We start from the raw sequence: 16586 nt of genomic DNA on the forward strand, positions 1-16586 counted from the left end.
CATACATCAATAATTGCAAGATATACTTTCTCGATATTTTCAGAAAAATGTTGAGAAAATATATGCTCAATTTTTTAGTAAGGCTTTGTAAATGAGGGTATCTACAGTTTATCTTCTTTAATTTTACAAAGAGGCGTAGGAATTAAATGTTTAATGTACGTGCTTATTAATACTTTTAGATGTAATTGCATTGAGAAGTACTAAAATATTTTATCTGAAAAATAAAAATAGGTTGACAAGTTTATTGAGAAAGATTATCATTTCGGTGTAAGAATATTAAATGAAAAACATTATCAATGAATAATATTTTGATGAAAAGTACACTTGACCAATTAGTTTAGTAAGTGTATTATTTTTTATATTGATAATGATAATCGTTATCAATATCGTTTAATTAGATTAATTTTTAAATGAAAGGATAGAGGAAATGAACTTAGGGGAATTTGATGGAAAAACGGTTTTAGTAACAGGTGCAGCCCAAGGTATAGGTAGTGTTGTTGCCAAAATGTTTTTAGAAAGAGGAGCTACAGTTATTGCGGTTGATCAAAATGAAGAGGGGTTAAATGTTCTCTTAAATGAAAATGAATTAAATGAAATACGTATGAAAACGTTTCGTTTAGATGTGAGTGATAGTACCGCAGTTGAAGATATGGTAAACGGTATTGAAAATGGTATAGCACCGATAGATATATTAGTTAATGTTGCAGGGGTTTTACGTATGGGAGCGATTCACTCTTTAAGTGATGAAGATTGGAATAAAACATTCTCTGTAAATTCTACAGGAGTTTTCTATATGTCACGAGCGGTAAGTAAACGTATGATGCAAAGAAAGTCAGGGGCAATTGTTACGGTTGGTTCCAATGCAGCAAATACCCCGAGAATGGATATGGCTGCATATGCGGCATCCAAAGCTGCAACGACGATGTTTATGAAGTGTTTAGGATTAGAACTTGCAGCATATAACATTCGCTGTAACTTAGTTTCTCCAGGTTCAACTGAAACTGAAATGCAAAGGTTACTATGGGCTGATGAGAATGGAGCAAAAAATATCATTGCTGGTTCTCAAAGTACATATAGACTCGGTATACCCTTACAAAAAATTGCACAGCCTTCAGAAGTTGCCGAAGCGGTATTGTTTTTAGCTTCAGATAAAGCGAGTCATATTACAATGCACAATTTATGTGTCGATGGCGGAGCTACATTAGGCGTTTAATAAAAAAATAGGGGGCTACTATATTATGAATGAACTTACGGCTGTAAAGGAACTGTCAGAAAAACTTTTAGAAGATTATAAGACTGAATCTTCATTCTTTTTCGCTTCACCTACTCGAACAATATTGACAGAAGGAGAGCTTACTACAGTAAAGCATCGTGAAATTGAAAGTTTTCCAGAACTTGTACAAGCGGTATTACGTAATGCAAAACAAGCTGGAAATCCGAATCCTATCGTTGTTGGTGCTTTGCCATTTGATCGTAGAAAAGAAGTGCAACTTATCGTACCAGAATATTGCAGAATATCTGAACGATTACAATTAGATACAACAAACCAGCTTGAAACAAATGAGAACTTAACATTTGAAATGACACCTGTACCAGATCCTGAAGTGTATATGAATGGTGTGAAGCAAGGAATTGAAAAAATACAAGACGGAGATTTAAAGAAAATCGTTCTATCCAGATCGTTAGATGTTAAATCTTCCGAAAAGATTAATAAGCAAAAACTTCTTCGAGAATTAGCAGAGCATAATAAGCATGGTTATACATTTGCTGTTAATTTACCGAAAGATGAAAACGAGAATAGTAAGGCATTAATTGGAGCAAGTCCTGAGTTACTCGTTTCACGTAATGGTATGCAAGTTATTTCTAATCCGTTAGCTGGTTCAAGACCACGTAGTGATGATCCAGTTGTAGATAAAAGAAGAGCAGAGGAATTACTTTCTTCTCCAAAAGATTTACATGAACATGCGGTAGTAGTAGAAGCGGTAGCTGCTGCGCTTCGTCCATACTGTCACACATTACATGTTCCAGAAAAACCATCTGTTATTCATAGTGAAGCGATGTGGCATTTGTCTACGGAAGTGAAAGGTGAGCTAAAAGATCCGAATACTACTTCTTTAGAATTAGCAATTGCACTTCATCCTACCCCAGCAGTTTGCGGAACGCCTATGGAAGAAGCGAGAGAGGCGATTCAAAAAATTGAGCCATTTGACCGTGAATTCTTTACAGGAATGCTAGGGTGGAGCGATTTAAATGGAGATGGTGAATGGATTGTTACAATTCGCTGTGCTGAAGTGCAAGAAAATACACTTCGACTATTTGCAGGAGCGGGAGTTGTTGCTGAGTCAAAACCAGAAGATGAGTTAGCAGAAACATCAGCTAAGTTCCAAACAATGCTGAAGGCTCTAGGGTTAAGTGATAATTCGTTGAATGAAAAATAGGGGGAAGAAAGAATGTTGACAGGTTATACAAAATGGCCAAAAGAATTTGCTAATCGCTATCGAGAAGAAGGGTGTTGGCTTGGTGAAACATTTGGCGGGGTGTTAAGAGAGCGTGCTGAAAAATATGGAGATCAAATTGCGGTTGTAAGTGGTAATACGCATATAACGTATAGTGAGCTTGATAAAAAAGTAGATGGCTTAGCGTCAGGTTTACTGAATTTAGGAATAAAACAAGAGGATCGAGTTGTAATCCAATTACCTAACGTTATCGAGTTTTTCGAAATATGTTTTGCGCTATTTCGAATTGGAGCACTTCCTGTCTTTGCACTACCTTCACATCGAAGCAGTGAAATTAGTTATTTTTGTGAGTTTGGTGAGGCGAGTGCTTACGTTATTTCAGATAAGGCCCTCGGCTTTGATTATCGAAAACTAGCAAGAGAAGTGAAAGAGAAAGTGTCAACTTTACAACATGTAATTGTAGTGGGAGAAGAAGAAGAGTTTATGAACATAAGTGATCTGTATATAGATTCTATTCCATTACCAGAAGTTCAGCCAAGTGATGTTGCGTTTCTCCAATTGTCAGGAGGGACAACAGGACTTTCTAAATTAATTCCTAGAACACATGATGACTATATTTATAGTTTACGTGTTAGCGCTGAAATTTGTAATTTGAATACGGATAGCGTCTATATGGCAGTTCTTCCAGTAGCGCACAATTACCCGATGAGTTCTCCAGGGACATTTGGAACTTTCTATGCGGGTGGAAAAGTAGTGCTGGCAACTGGAGGTAGTCCAGATGAGGCATTTGCTCTAATAGAAAAAGAAAGAGTCACGATTACTGCTCTCGTTCCGCCATTAGCAATGATCTGGCTTGATGCTGCATCTTCTCGTAATAACGATTTATCGAGCCTAGAAGTGATTCAGGTTGGTGGAGCGAAATTTGGCGCCGAAGTTGCAAAACGTATACGTCCTACATTTGGATGTACGTTACAGCAAGTGTTCGGTATGGCAGAAGGTTTAGTAAATTACACAAGATTAAATGATCCAGAAGAAATCATCATTCATACACAAGGTAGGCCGATGTCTACATACGACGAAGTAAGGGTTGTCGATGAAAATGATAACGAAGTAAAAGTTGGTGAAGTAGGAAGTTTATTAACAAGAGGACCATATACAATTCGAGGCTATTATAAAGCAGAGGAACATAATGCACGGTCATTTACAGAAGATGGATTTTATCGTACAGGAGATCTTGTGAAAGTAAATGAACAAGGTTACATCATTGTAGAAGGTAGGGATAAAGATCAAATTAACCGTGGTGGTGAGAAAGTTGCTGCGGAAGAAGTTGAAAATCATCTATTAGCACATGATGCAGTACATGATGTTGCAATTGTATCAATGCCTGACGATTATTTAGGGGAACGTACTTGTGCATTTGTTATAGCTCGCGGACAAGCTCCGACAGTAAGTGAATTAAAAATGTTTTTAAGAGACCGAGGTATAGCTGCTTATAAAATTCCAGATCGAATTGAATTTATTGAATCGTTCCCGCAAACAGGTGTTGGAAAGGTAAGCAAAAAAGAATTACGTAAAGTCATTGCTGAAAAACTTATTACGATAAAACGATAAAGAATATAAAAATTGGAAGGAAGTGATTAGATGGCTATCCCATCTATTTCAGTATACAAAATGCCAGTTGAATCAGAACTACCAAAAAATAAAGTAAATTGGACTCCAGATCCAAAACGTGCGGTTCTTCTAATCCATGACATGCAAGAATATTTTCTTGATGCATATAGCGATAAAGAATCACCGAAAGTAGAACTCATTTCAAATATTAAGGTGATAAGAGAAAGATGTAAGGAACTTGGTATCCCAGTTGTTTATACAGCTCAGCCAGGTGGACAAACGTTAGAACAACGAGGGTTATTACAAGATTTCTGGGGTGATGGTATTCCTGCTGGACCAGATAAGAAGAAAATTGTGGATGAACTTACTCCTGATGAGAATGATATATTCTTAACGAAATGGAGATATAGTGCATTTAAAAAGACAAATCTATTAGAAATTTTAAATGAGCAAGGAAGAGATCAACTTATTATTTGCGGTATTTATGCGCATATTGGCTGCCTTTTAACAGCTTGTGAAGCGTTTATGGATGGTATAGAGCCGTTCTTTGTAGCAGATGCAGTTGCTGATTTTTCATTAGAGCATCATAAACAAGCATTACAGTATGCATCTAATAGATGTGCAGTGACGACATCAACCAACTTACTATTAAAAGATTTACAAAATGTAAAAGGCGATAAGAGTGAAGGGATCACTTTACAGGAAGTACATGAACTAGTTGCACAATTACTTCGTGAACCAGTAGAAAGTGTTGAGACTGATGAAGATTTATTAAATAGAGGACTTGATTCGGTCAGAATTATGAGTTTAGTAGAGAAGTGGCGTCGTGAAGGAAAAGAAATCACTTTTGCGGATTTAGCAGAGAGCCCAACTGTTGTTGATTGGTACCGTTTATTATCTCCGCAAACAGAACATGTACTTTAATATAGACTACATAATAAAGGGGTAGTAAAGAATGCCTAATAGTCAAAAGGTTCGTCATTCGTTATCATCTGCGCAGACTGGTATGTGGTTTGCACAGCAATTAGATCCGCTCAATCCGATTTATAATACTGGGGAGTATGTTGAAATAAGCGGAAATGTTAATCAAGAAATTTTCGAATTAGCAGTACGTAAAGTTGTAACAGAAGCAGAAGCATTACATGTTCGTTTCGAAGAGGATGAAATGGGCCCATGGCAAGTTATTGAAGAATTACAGTTTCATATGCATTTTATTGACGCTCGTAAAGAAGAAAATCCTGAAAAAGCTGCTAAAGTATGGATGAAAAATGATTTATCTATGCCAGTCGATTTGAAAACAGACGCATTATTTACTGAAGCACTTATTCAAGTTGAAAATAATCGTTTCTTTTGGTATCAGCGCATCCATCACATTGTGATGGATGGCTATGGGTTTTCACTTCTTAGCCAAAAGGTAGCGAAAGAGTATACATCACTTATAGAAGAAACAAATAAGAATGAAAAGCCATTTGGTTCTATTTCAAAAATTGTACAAGAAGATATTGAATATCAGGAGTCTAAACAAATTCAGGAAGATCGTGCTTTTTGGTTAGAGAAGTTTGCAGATGAACCAGAAGTTATAAGTTTAGCAGAAAGAGCTCCGAGAACATCAAATGGGTTTTTACGAGAAACAGCTTATTTATCTAGTTCTAGCACGAAAACTTTACTAGAAGATATTAATGTTTTGTTAACAAGTTGGCCAGAATTTATTGCTGCTGTAACAAGTATTTATATGCATAAATTAACAGGTGCAAATGATATTGTTTTAGGTTTACCGATGATGGGACGTCTCGGTTCTGCATCTATTTATACACCGAGTATGGTAATGAATTTAGTACCACTTCGCCTCACTGTAACTCCAAATATAACGCTTGCGGAATTATTACAGCAAGTTTCTAAAGAAATCCGAGACGTACGTCGTCATCATAAATATCGTCATGAGGAATTAAGAAGAGACCTAAAGTTACTAGGTGAAAATCAAAGGTTATTCGGGCCATTAGTGAATGTTATGCCTTTTGATTATGGGCTTAACTTTGCTGGGAATCGTGGTGTTACACATAATTTATCAGCAGGACCTGTCGATGATTTATCGATAAATGTTTATAAACGTTTCGATGAAAATGAGTTAATGATTCATTTTGATGCGAATCCGGAAGTATATAGTGGCGCGGAACTAACGCTACATAAAGAGAGATTTATGAAGTTATTAGAATTAGTGATAAATGATGATCAAAAAGACGAGTCGATTGGAAATATAAACATTACTCTTCCTGAAGAAAATCATAAAGTTCTAATGGAATGGAATAAGACTAAAGAAGCTGAAGAGTTAATCCCTTTACCTATTTTATTTGAAAAGCAAGTACAAAAAAATCCAAATAAAATAGCGGTTACGTGTAACGGAGTAGACCTTACGTATAATGAGCTAAATGAACGAGCAAATGAACTGGCACACTATTTAGTAGAAGAAGGAATAGGAGCAAATCAGATCGTAGCTTTAGTGTTTCCACGATCAATAGAAATGGTAGTTAGTATGCTAGCAGTTTTAAAGGCTGGTGCAGCGTATTTACCGATAGATCCAGAATATCCAGCTGAACGAATCAATTATATTGTAAATGATGCAAAGCCAGTGTGTATCATCACACATTCATCTGCTTTAGTTATAGAAAATGATATAAAAAAAATCGAATTAGATAGCGAAGAAACAGAACTAGCATTAAAAGCATATTCTTATATGAATCTACCATTTAGAAAAGATGAATCACTTTTAAACCCAGCTTATACCATTTACACTTCAGGATCAACTGGAAATCCAAAAGGTGTAATTGTTCCTATGAGAGCTTTAAGTAACTTTTTATTGGCTATGGACGATATGTTTTCATTAAATGAAAATGATCATTTATTAGCAGTTACAACGTTTGCGTTTGATATTTCTGCACTAGAAATTTATTTACCTCTTATTAGTGGTGCAAGTTTAACAATTGCACAAAAAGAAGTAATTCAAGAACCTTCTGTGTTAACGGCATTGTTGCAAGAAGAAGGAGCTACAATTATGCAAGCTACACCGACCCTTTGGCAGGCGTTAGTAATGGAATATCCAGAGAGACTACAAGGGCTAAAAGTGCTTGTTGGTGGTGAAGCACTTCCAGCTCATTTAGCAAATACATTAAAAAAATTAGGTTGCTCTATTACAAACTTATATGGACCTACTGAAACGACTATTTGGTCTACTTTCAAGAACATCGATGAAAATGAAATTGGTATACCTCCTATTGGAAAACCGATTTGGAGTACAGATGTATATGTATTAGATGCAGGATTACAACCAGTACCACCTGGAGTAATTGGCGAACTATATATTGCTGGAGAAGGACTTGCGAACGGCTATTTAGGAAAACCAGAGTTAACGGCTGAACGATTTGTTGCAAATCCTTTTGGAGACCGAGGGAAGCGCATGTACCGCACAGGTGATCTTGTGAAATGGCGTAACGATGGTGTGCTGGAATACGTGAGCCGAGCAGATCATCAAATAAAAATCCGAGGTTTCCGAATTGAATTAGCTGAAATTGAAATGGTATTACAACGACATGAAAATATTAAACAAGCAGTAGTAATGGTACGAGAAGATCGCCCAAATGATAAACGAATTATTGCGTATATCGTTGCTGAAGAGAAGGATACAATTAACTTTGCAGAAATTCGTTCTTATGTTTCAGAAAGTTTAGCGAATTATATGGTACCTTCAGCATTTGTGTTGTTAGAAGAATTACCATTAACACCAAATGGAAAGGTTGATAGAAAGAAATTACCAGCTCCTGATTTTAATGAAATGAATAAGGAGAGAGTTGCTAGAAATCCGAAAGAAGAAATATTATGTGATTTATTTGCAGAAGTACTTGGTGTTTCTCGTATTAGCATTGATGATAATTTCTTTGAAATGGGAGGCCATTCGCTTCTTGCATCTCGTTTAATGGCAAGAATTCGTGAAACGTTAAGTGTCGAATTAGGAATTGGAAAATTATTCGAATCGCCAACTGTTGCGGAACTAGCGAAACAATTAGACCGAGCAAAAAGTGCAAGACCAGCTATTAAGAAAGTAAGTAGACCAAATGAAGTTCCACTTTCATTTGCACAGCGTAGATTATGGTTCTTAAATTGTTTAGAAGGTCCAAGCCCTACTTATAATATTCCATTAGTCACTCGTATTTCTGGAAAGTTGAACGAGGAAGCATTGCAAGGTGCTTTTTATGATGTAGTTGAGAAACATGAGACGCTTAGAACGATTTTCCCTAACGTATTAGGTAGTTCCTATCAGGAAATTTTAGATATGGAAAATTTAAATTTAGAAATGATTATAACAAGAACGTGTAAAGATGAATTAGAAAGTGTGCTTGCAGAGGCGGTAAGATATAGCTTTAATCTTGATATGGAACCAGCAGTTCGTTTGCAACTATTTACAGTGAATGAAAACGAACATGTATTACTCATACTATTGCACCATATTGTAGGGGATGGTTGGTCATTACAACCGTTAACAAGAGATTTTACAGCGGCCTATAAAGCACGATGTCAAGGGGAGAGAGTACAGCTGGAGACACTTCCAGTTCAATACGCAGATTATGCACTATGGCAACAGCAATTGCTAGGTGATGAAGCTACACGAGAGAGTCTCATTTCAACACAATTAGATTTTTGGAAACAAGAGCTAAAGGGTTTACCAGATCAATTGGAGTTACCTACAGATTACCAGCGTCCAATTGAAACGAGTTACCGAGGAGAAACAATTCATTTTCAAATAGATACAGTTATGCATAATAGGTTAGTAGAGCTTGCACGGAAAAACGGGGTTAGTTTGTTTATGGTGTTACAAGCAGGACTTAGTGCACTATTTACAAGATTAGGCGCAGGTACTGATATACCAATTGGAAGTCCGATTGCTGGAAGAAATGACGATGCACTATCAAATATAGTTGGGTTATTTGTAAATACATTAGTGTTACGTACAAATACATCAGGAGATCCAAGTTTTAAAGAACTATTGAATAGAGTGAAGCAAGTAAATCTTGCAGCTTATGAAAATCAAGATGTTCCATTCGAACGACTTGTTGAAGTATTAAACCCAGTACGTACTCGAAATAGTCATCCGATGTTTCAAGTTATGTTAGCCTTCCAAAATACGCCAGAAGCAACCTTTGATGCTCCGGATATAGAAGCGAACCTTGAAATTCAAAGCGTCGGCTCTGCGAAATTTGATTTAACATTTGAAATTAGCGAGAGTAATGGAGTTGATGGTACCCCAAATGGCTTACATGGATTGTTAGAGTTTAGTACTGATTTATATAAACGTGAAACGATTCAAAAATTAATAGAAAGATATATTCTTTTATTAGACGATGCGGCAAAAAATCAAGATAAATCAATTGGTAGATTAGAAATATTAACTTTAGCAGAGAAAAATACGGTATTAGAAAAGTGGAATGGTGGTTTTCAAATTGTACCAGAAATGACATTACCACAATTATTTGAAAAACAGGCTTATATAAATCCAGATACTATTGCTGTCGTCTTTGAAGATGAAAAATTAACTTATGAAGAATTGAATAAAAAAGCGAATAAAATAGCTCGATTGCTAATAGCAAAAGGAGTCGGTCCTGATCAACTTGTTGCATTAGCAATGCCGAGATCTTTAAATATGGTTGTGAGTTTACTCGCGGTTCTTAAAGCAGGAGCAGGTTATCTTCCATTAGATCCAGATTACCCGTCTGAACGTATTTCATTTATGCTCCACGATGCGAAACCATCATGTGTTTTAACAAATTCAGCTGTGGAAATTGAATGTGATGAGGAACTGAAAGTTTTAGTGGATGATGAAAAAGTAATAAAAGAAATAGTGAAATATAGTGAAGATAATATTGATGAAATGGAGCGCATGAAGCCACTATCGCCTTCGCATATTGCTTACGTTATTTATACATCAGGCTCAACAGGCAGACCGAAAGGCGTTATGATACCTCACCATAACGTAGTAAGACTTTTAGGAGCAACTGATCATTGGTTCCAATTTGACGCGAACGATGTTTGGACGATGTTCCATTCATACGCTTTTGATTTCTCGGTTTGGGAAATTTGGGGACCTTTATTATATGGAGGGCGTCTAGTCGTAGTACCACATACTGTAAGTCGCTCGCCGAAAGAATTTTTACAACTTCTTGTTAAGGAAAAGGTTACTGTATTAAACCAAACTCCATCAGCGTTCTATCAATTGATGCAAGCGGATCGTGAAAATGAGGAAATTGGTCAAAGATTATCTTTACGATATGTTGTTTTTGGAGGAGAAGCACTTGAATTAAGTCGATTAGAAGATTGGTATAGTCGACATTCTCATAACACACCAAAGCTTATTAATATGTACGGTATTACAGAGACGACAGTACATGTTAGTTATATTGAGTTAGATGAGAATATTGTTTCTTTACGCGCGAATAGTTTAATTGGTTGCAGTATACCAGACCTTAAAGTATACGTATTAGACAACTATTTACAACCAGTGCCACCCGGAGTAGTGGGAGAAATGTATGTTGCAGGTGCTGGGCTTGCTCGTGGTTATTTAGGAAGAGCGGGCTTAACTGCAGAACGCTTTATCGCAGATCCATTTGGTAAGTCAGGTACAAGAATGTATCGTACAGGAGACTTAGCGCGTTGGCGTAAAGATGGGACGCTAGATTATATAGGGCGTGCAGATCACCAAATAAAAATTCGTGGATTCCGAATTGAATTAGGGGAAATAGAAGCGGTCATAATGAAACACCCTAAAGTTGAGCAAGTAGCCGTTATTGTACGGGAAGATCAACCAGGGGATAAACGGTTAGTTTCTTATATTGTCGCATCTAATAATGAAATGATTGATACGAATGAAATGCGTCAGTATGCTGGAGGTAGTTTACCAGATTACATGGTTCCATACGCTTTTGTAGTAGTAAATGAGTTACCTTTAACTCCAAACGGTAAATTAGATAGAAAGGCATTGCCAGCTCCAGAATTTATCGCATCATCTTCTAGTCGTGGACCAAGAACGCCGCAAGAAGAAATGTTATGTGACTTATTTACAGAGATTTTAAGTGTACCTCAAATTGGAATTGATGACGGATTCTTTGATCTTGGTGGTCATTCACTTCTTGCAGTGCAGCTTATGAGCCGAATTAAAGAAGCGCTTGGAGTGGAATTAAATATTGGAACTTTATTTGCAGCACCTACTGTTGCAGGGCTTGCGGAAAGACTTGAAATGGGAAATGGTCAAAGTGCACTTGATGTGTTGCTTCCATTAAGAGCAAGCGGAGACCAATTACCACTATTTTGTGTACACCCAGCAGGTGGATTAAGTTGGTGCTATGCAGGACTTATGAAATCTTTAGGAACAGATTATCCAATCTATGGTGTTCAAGCACGTGGTATCGCTAAAAATGAAGAACTTCCAAAAAGTTTAGAGGAGATGGCGGCGGATTATTTAAAACACGTTCGTGAAGTACAGCCTCACGGACCATATCGGTTACTCGGGTGGTCGCTTGGAGGAAACGTTGTTCATGCAATGGCGGCGCAACTACAAAATGAAGGAGAAGAAGTAGAATTACTCGTTATGCTGGATTCTTATCCTGGTCACTTCTTACCGAATACGGAAGCACCTACTGAAGAAGAAGCATTAATCGCATTACTTGCTTTAGGTGGATATGATCCAGATAATATGGATGGAAAACCACTTACGATGGAAAGTGCAGTTGAAATACTTCGTAAAGATGGAAGTGCATTAGCAAGTCTTGAAGAAGAGACAATTTTGAATTTGAAAGAAACATATGTGAATTCAGTAGGATTGTTAGGGAAATATGTACCGAAAGTTTATAACGGAGATATTTTATTCTTTAGATCTACTGTTATACCAGACTGGTTTGATCCAATTTCTCCAAATACGTGGCTAAATTATTTAGACGGAGGAATTGTGCAGCACGATATTGATTGTAGACATAAAGATTTATGTCAGCCAGGTCCGCTTACAGAAATCGGACAAGTACTGGCGAAATATTTGCAGGAAAAGAAAGGGGTAAGTACAGTATGACGAATCCATTCGAAAATGATAATTACACATATAAAGTATTAAAAAATGAGGAGGGTCAGTATTCTCTCTGGCCTGTCTTTCTCGAAGTACCTATTGGTTGGAATGTCGTACATGAAGAGGCTAGTAGGAATGATTGTTTACAATATGTTGAAAATAACTGGGAAGATTTGAATCCAAAAAGTAATCAAGTTGGCGAAAAAATATTAGTAGGAAAACGATAATGAAGGAAAAAATAAATCCGAAAGTAGTTGTAAGTATCGTATATATAACTGCGATGTTTATGGCTGCGATGGATGCAACAATTGTGAATGTAGCACTGCAAACGATAAGTAAAGAATTACAAGTTCCTCCATCTGCTATGGGGACAGTTAATGTTGGGTATTTAGTTAGCTTAGCTGTTTTCCTTCCTATTTCTGGTTGGTTAGGAGATCGCTTTGGTACGAAAAGAGTATTTCTAACCGCTCTTTTCGTATTTACAACTGCGTCTGTATTATGCGGTGTAGCGAACGATATTACTTCATTGAATATTTTTCGTATCATGCAAGGTGCTGGTGGGGGGCTTTTAACACCGGTGGGGATGGCGATGTTATTCCGAACATTTTCACCAGAGGAAAGGCCGAAAATTTCACGGTTTATTGTGTTGCCAATTGCTGTCGCACCGGCAGTAGGACCAATTATTGGTGGTTTTTTTGTAGATCAAATGTCTTGGCGCTGGGCATTTTATATTAATGTACCGTTTGGAATCGTAGCGTTACTATTCGGTCTACTATTTTTAAAAGAGCATATTGAAAAATCAGCTGGTCGCTTTGATTCTCTCGGTTTTGTTCTTTCAGCACCAGGATTTGCGATGCTAATCTATGCACTTAGCCAAGGTCCATCAAAAGGCTGGGTTTCTCCAGAGATTATAAGTACTGGAATAGCTGGGATTATATTCATTACATTGTTTATCATTGTTGAACTTAAAGTACAGCAACCGATGTTAGATTTACGCTTATTAAAAGAACCAGTCTTTAGAAAAATGAGTCTAATTTCATTGTTTTCATCTGCCGGTTTACTAGGCATGCTATTTGTTTTTCCACTTATGTATCAAAATGTAATAGGAGTTTCCGCACTTGAATCAGGTCTTACGACATTCCCAGAGGCGATTGGATTAATGATATCGTCACAGATTGTACCATGGTCATATAAGAAATTAGGAGCTCGCAAAGTAATTTCTATTGGATTAGCTTGTACAGCGGTTATCTTTGTATTATTAAGTTTTGTAAATCACGATACAAATCCTTGGCAAATACGGGCATTATTGTTTGGTATCGGTATTTTCTTAGGTCAGTCTGTCGGTGCAGTTCAATTTTCTGCATTTAACAATATAACGCCACCTTCTATGGGAAGAGCAACAACTATATTCAATGTGCAAAATCGATTAGGATCTGCAATAGGAGTTGCTGTATTAGCTAGCATATTATCTGGGTTTGGAAGTAATGAAATACAGAATAATGCACAGGCAGATTTCTTGCCTTATCAAGCTGCATTAATTGGATCAGCATTATTTTTACTCATAGCATTACTATTTTCTTTACGTATTTCTGATAAAGAGATAATGTCAAAGAAGAAGAAAAAGTCGTTACCTGTATTACAAAAAGAGAAAGAAGTTGTAAACGAATAAGTTATAGAATAATAATACTCTTTTGAAATAAAATGATATTGTTTGTTAGAAGGAGAGAGTTTACATGATAGAGAGTAAAGTTGTAGATTCTGTACCAACTCTTAGTGAGAATGATTGTCAAATATGGTGGGCAAGAATTTCCGATTTACAATCATGGCATTACAATTTGCTAAATGATGTAGAACGAGAGAAAGCAAATTCATACCATCATTCGGTAGATCGTGCACGTTTTATAATAGGTTGTGTAATTAGTAGGTTAGTTCTTGGGCAAATACTTTCTATGTCGCCAGTTCAAGTACCAATTGATCGAATGTGCCCAGTATGTAAGTTACAACATGGCAGACCACAATTACCAGAAGGAATGCCGCAAATATCTGTTTCGCATTCGGGTGAGTGGGTTGTTGTTGCATTTACTAAGTCTGCACCTGTAGGCGTTGATGTTGAACAAATGAATCCAAATGTAGATGTTATGAAAATGGCAGAGGGCGTATTAACAGAATTTGAAATCGCGCAAGTTATGAAATTACCAGATGAACAGAAAATGGAAGGTTTTTTAACATATTGGACTCGAAAAGAAGCGGTACTCAAAGCGACAGGTGAAGGACTAATGATTCCAACAGTCCATATTACCGTATCGGCTCCATATGATCCTCCAAATTTGTTGATTTTTAAGGATAGGCAAGAATTAGTAGAAAATACAATGATGGAAGATATAAGGCCAAGTGTAGATTATATGGCTTCCATTGCAATATTTAGTAAAGAAGTAACTGAAATTTCGCAGTTAGATGCAGTAGCGCTTTTAAATTATAGATAAGTTAAATAAAAAATCTTATAGAAGAGGTGTTCCTCATGTTAGTAGCGGAAAATAGAACAAATGAATTCACTTATAATGTACAAGCAATTAAAAATATTTTATTTTCTGGAGATACATCATCTATTCATGCTTTAGAAAAGCTTTTGAATGATACAGTTCAGTTTGGTGTTCTCGAACAAGAGGTACTTGATAGACAGTACATCCCGAAAGAAGCAAAGAATTTCTTTGATAAAAACGGAACATTTCTTTACCGTGTATCTCATGTTAGTTATAAAGGAAAAGTGTTATCTGAAAATCTAATTTTTGCGGACACTTCGTTTTTACCAAATACAATTAAGAGTGAATTAGAGAGTGGAAATATTCCAGTTGAAAAACTTATAGAAAAGATGGAAGTAAGAAGAAACGTATTATACGAAGGGTATCAGCCATCTGGGAATATTATTGAATTGTTTGATGGATGCTCTGTTACGGCGAATGTGTATCCAACTAGAAAATATCAAATTGTAAGTAACTGCAAATGTATATTTTATATTTGTGAAGTGTATCATGCAGAGAATATAAAGAATCTGCTTTAATAAAAAACAAAAAACCAGCCATTTTATAGGCTGGTTTCTTGTTTATTTCACAGCTTCTTTTAACTCTTTACCTGCTTTAAATGCTGGAACTTTACCAGCAGCGATTTGAATTTCTTCGCCAGTTTGTGGGTTACGTCCTGTACGAGCAGATCTTTCGCGCACTTCAAAAGTTCCAAAGCCAATCAATTGAACTTTATCGCCAGATTGTAATGCAGTAGCAATTGTGTCAAAAACAGATTGTACAGCTGCAGAAGCTTCCTTTTGAGAAATATCAGCGGATTGTGCCACGTTTTTAACTAATTCTGTTTTGTTCATGTTTTCACCTCATAAAAAGTTTTTTAGAATGAATGTTTTAGTATAATGGATAGTATAGAGAAAGCTATTTATATTGTTAGAAAGAATGCTATATAGTTATGTTAATTTCGTTGCAAGAAACTGAATCCCTGCTAATAATTAGGGATTAATTAAGAATTGATGTATAGAAAACACTGTAACATGAGGATGAGGGGGAGTATACGGATGATTTTTCGTGAAAAGGATGAGAAAGAAAGTATATTAATTCGTCAACATGATCATGGTTTTTTAGCTGGAGAAATTGCGAAGCATATAAAAAAAGATTTTTTTGAAGTTGACGCATACTTAAAAGAGACTATTGATGCAATATATGAGCATGATAGAGGATGGATAGAACTTGATAAAGTACCAATTTTGAATGATGCTAAAAATATCCCGTATACATTTATGGACTGTCCTAGCTCGTTACGCTTTGTATTTTATACGATTGGTTTGAATGAAATTGAAGATTCAAATCCATACGGAGCATTACTTTGTAGTAAACATTTTTTATCATTTCCATTAAATGAGGAAGATGAAGAGATGATGTCATTTTATACTGAGGAATTGGAACGACAAAAAAGAATTTTGAAAACGTTAACAAAAGAACAGTTTGCGATGTTTGATAAACATTATAGATTATTAAAGTTTTGCGATGAACTTTCTTTATATGTATGTATGAATAAACCTGGTGTAAAAAAGGAAAATGAAATTGATTTGTTTAAAGGTGGTTTTGAAGGAACAGAAATGTTTAATAGTAAGGAGGAGAAACTTGTTCAAGCAGAGTGGGTGGACGAGGAAACAATTCGGATCACACCCTTTCCATTTCAAACGGAATTTCATACGTATGTAAAATATAAAACTATAAATAAACGTGAAATTGAAGGGAAAGGGATTGCAAAGGCTGATAGAAACGCGGAAATGAAAAAGCAAAAGATTTGTTTCATACAGTAAGGTGCTAATTGATAAGGGTGACATATGTTCAGAAAGAAGGGGGAATATAGTTTCTAGGAAAGAGAATCTTTGATTG

11 protein-coding genes are annotated in these 16586 nt (G+C 36.2%); 10 read left to right on the top strand and 1 reads right to left on the bottom strand.

Translation table 11 applies throughout. The annotated features are described in order from the left end of the window. Window positions 1-427: 427 nt before the first annotated feature. The 9 genes from dhbA to ACHZK0_RS11340 all read left to right on the top strand — a co-directional run bounded on the left by dhbA (window position 428) and on the right by ACHZK0_RS11340 (window position 15223). Window positions 428-1213, top strand: coding sequence for a 2,3-dihydro-2,3-dihydroxybenzoate dehydrogenase (dhbA, locus tag ACHZK0_RS11300; protein WP_262742887.1), 786 nt, complete (start codon window positions 428-430; stop codon window positions 1211-1213). Window positions 1214-1238: 25 nt separating this feature from the next. Then, complete coding sequence (gene dhbC / locus ACHZK0_RS11305; RefSeq protein WP_395761551.1) at window positions 1239-2438, top strand: isochorismate synthase DhbC; 1200 nt, start codon at window positions 1239-1241, stop codon at window positions 2436-2438. A gap of 12 nt (window positions 2439-2450) precedes the next feature. Further along, the gene (locus ACHZK0_RS11310; protein ID WP_395761552.1) at window positions 2451-4067 is read left to right on the top strand and encodes a (2,3-dihydroxybenzoyl)adenylate synthase; all 1617 of its coding nucleotides are present in this window, start codon (window positions 2451-2453) and stop codon (window positions 4065-4067) included. 30 nt (window positions 4068-4097) lie between these two features. Then, window positions 4098-4991: an isochorismatase family protein gene (locus tag ACHZK0_RS11315; RefSeq protein WP_242239161.1), complete on the top strand. Its 894-nt coding sequence runs from the start codon at window positions 4098-4100 to the stop codon at window positions 4989-4991. 31 nt (window positions 4992-5022) lie between these two features. Then, complete coding sequence (locus tag ACHZK0_RS11320; protein WP_395761553.1) at window positions 5023-12171, top strand: amino acid adenylation domain-containing protein; 7149 nt, start codon at window positions 5023-5025, stop codon at window positions 12169-12171. Continuing rightward, window positions 12168-12392 (top strand): MbtH family protein, encoded by a 225-nt coding sequence (locus ACHZK0_RS11325; protein WP_262742891.1) that lies wholly within the window; start codon window positions 12168-12170, stop codon window positions 12390-12392. Before ACHZK0_RS11320 ends, ACHZK0_RS11325 begins: the two co-directional genes overlap by 4 nt. Beyond that, on the top strand, window positions 12392-13834 hold the full coding sequence (locus tag ACHZK0_RS11330; RefSeq protein WP_262742892.1) for an MDR family MFS transporter: 1443 nt from the start codon (window positions 12392-12394) through the stop codon (window positions 13832-13834). The genes ACHZK0_RS11325 and ACHZK0_RS11330 overlap by 1 nt, the downstream gene beginning before the upstream one ends. 64 nt (window positions 13835-13898) lie before the next feature. Further along, window positions 13899-14648 carry a 4'-phosphopantetheinyl transferase Sfp gene (sfp, locus tag ACHZK0_RS11335; RefSeq protein ID WP_395761554.1) on the top strand — a complete coding sequence of 250 codons (750 nt, stop codon included), beginning with the start codon at window positions 13899-13901 and terminating at the stop codon, window positions 14646-14648. A gap of 35 nt (window positions 14649-14683) precedes the next feature. After that, the gene (locus ACHZK0_RS11340) at window positions 14684-15223 is read left to right on the top strand and encodes a cold-shock protein (protein WP_262742894.1); all 540 of its coding nucleotides are present in this window, start codon (window positions 14684-14686) and stop codon (window positions 15221-15223) included. 42 nt (window positions 15224-15265) lie between these two features. Here ACHZK0_RS11340 and ACHZK0_RS11345 read toward each other — a convergent pair whose 3' ends face one another. After that, on the bottom strand, window positions 15266-15538 hold the full coding sequence (locus ACHZK0_RS11345) for an HU family DNA-binding protein (protein ID WP_001043960.1): 273 nt from the start codon (window positions 15536-15538) through the stop codon (window positions 15266-15268). 204 nt (window positions 15539-15742) lie between these two features. On the opposite strand from ACHZK0_RS11345, the gene ACHZK0_RS11350 reads away from it, so the two are divergent. Next, complete coding sequence (locus tag ACHZK0_RS11350) at window positions 15743-16510, top strand: DUF3891 family protein (RefSeq protein ID WP_262742895.1); 768 nt, start codon at window positions 15743-15745, stop codon at window positions 16508-16510. Window positions 16511-16586: the final 76 nt, after the last annotated feature.

Source organism: Bacillus sp. 3G2, from assembly GCF_044324725.1.
Taxonomy (GTDB): Bacteria; Bacillota; Bacilli; order Bacillales; family Bacillaceae_G; genus Bacillus_A; species Bacillus_A mobilis.

What these genes read in the sequence shown, in the direction of transcription:
- dhbC (WP_395761551.1), top strand. Translation starts at nt 1,239, where the DNA reads ATGAATGAACTTACGGCTGTAAAGGAACTGTCAGAAAAACTTTTAGAA.
- sfp (WP_395761554.1), top strand. Translation starts at nt 13,899, where the DNA reads ATGATAGAGAGTAAAGTTGTAGATTCTGTACCAACTCTTAGTGAGAAT.
- ACHZK0_RS11320 (WP_395761553.1), top strand. Translation starts at nt 5,023, where the DNA reads ATGCCTAATAGTCAAAAGGTTCGTCATTCGTTATCATCTGCGCAGACT.
- ACHZK0_RS11345 (WP_001043960.1), bottom strand. Translation starts at nt 15,538, where the DNA reads ATGAACAAAACAGAATTAGTTAAAAACGTGGCACAATCCGCTGATATT.
- dhbA (WP_262742887.1), top strand. Translation starts at nt 428, where the DNA reads ATGAACTTAGGGGAATTTGATGGAAAAACGGTTTTAGTAACAGGTGCA.
- ACHZK0_RS11315 (WP_242239161.1), top strand. Translation starts at nt 4,098, where the DNA reads ATGGCTATCCCATCTATTTCAGTATACAAAATGCCAGTTGAATCAGAA.
- ACHZK0_RS11340 (WP_262742894.1), top strand. Translation starts at nt 14,684, where the DNA reads ATGTTAGTAGCGGAAAATAGAACAAATGAATTCACTTATAATGTACAA.
- ACHZK0_RS11325 (WP_262742891.1), top strand. Translation starts at nt 12,168, where the DNA reads ATGACGAATCCATTCGAAAATGATAATTACACATATAAAGTATTAAAA.
- ACHZK0_RS11330 (WP_262742892.1), top strand. Translation starts at nt 12,392, where the DNA reads ATGAAGGAAAAAATAAATCCGAAAGTAGTTGTAAGTATCGTATATATA.
- ACHZK0_RS11350 (WP_262742895.1), top strand. Translation starts at nt 15,743, where the DNA reads ATGATTTTTCGTGAAAAGGATGAGAAAGAAAGTATATTAATTCGTCAA.
- ACHZK0_RS11310 (WP_395761552.1), top strand. Translation starts at nt 2,451, where the DNA reads ATGTTGACAGGTTATACAAAATGGCCAAAAGAATTTGCTAATCGCTAT.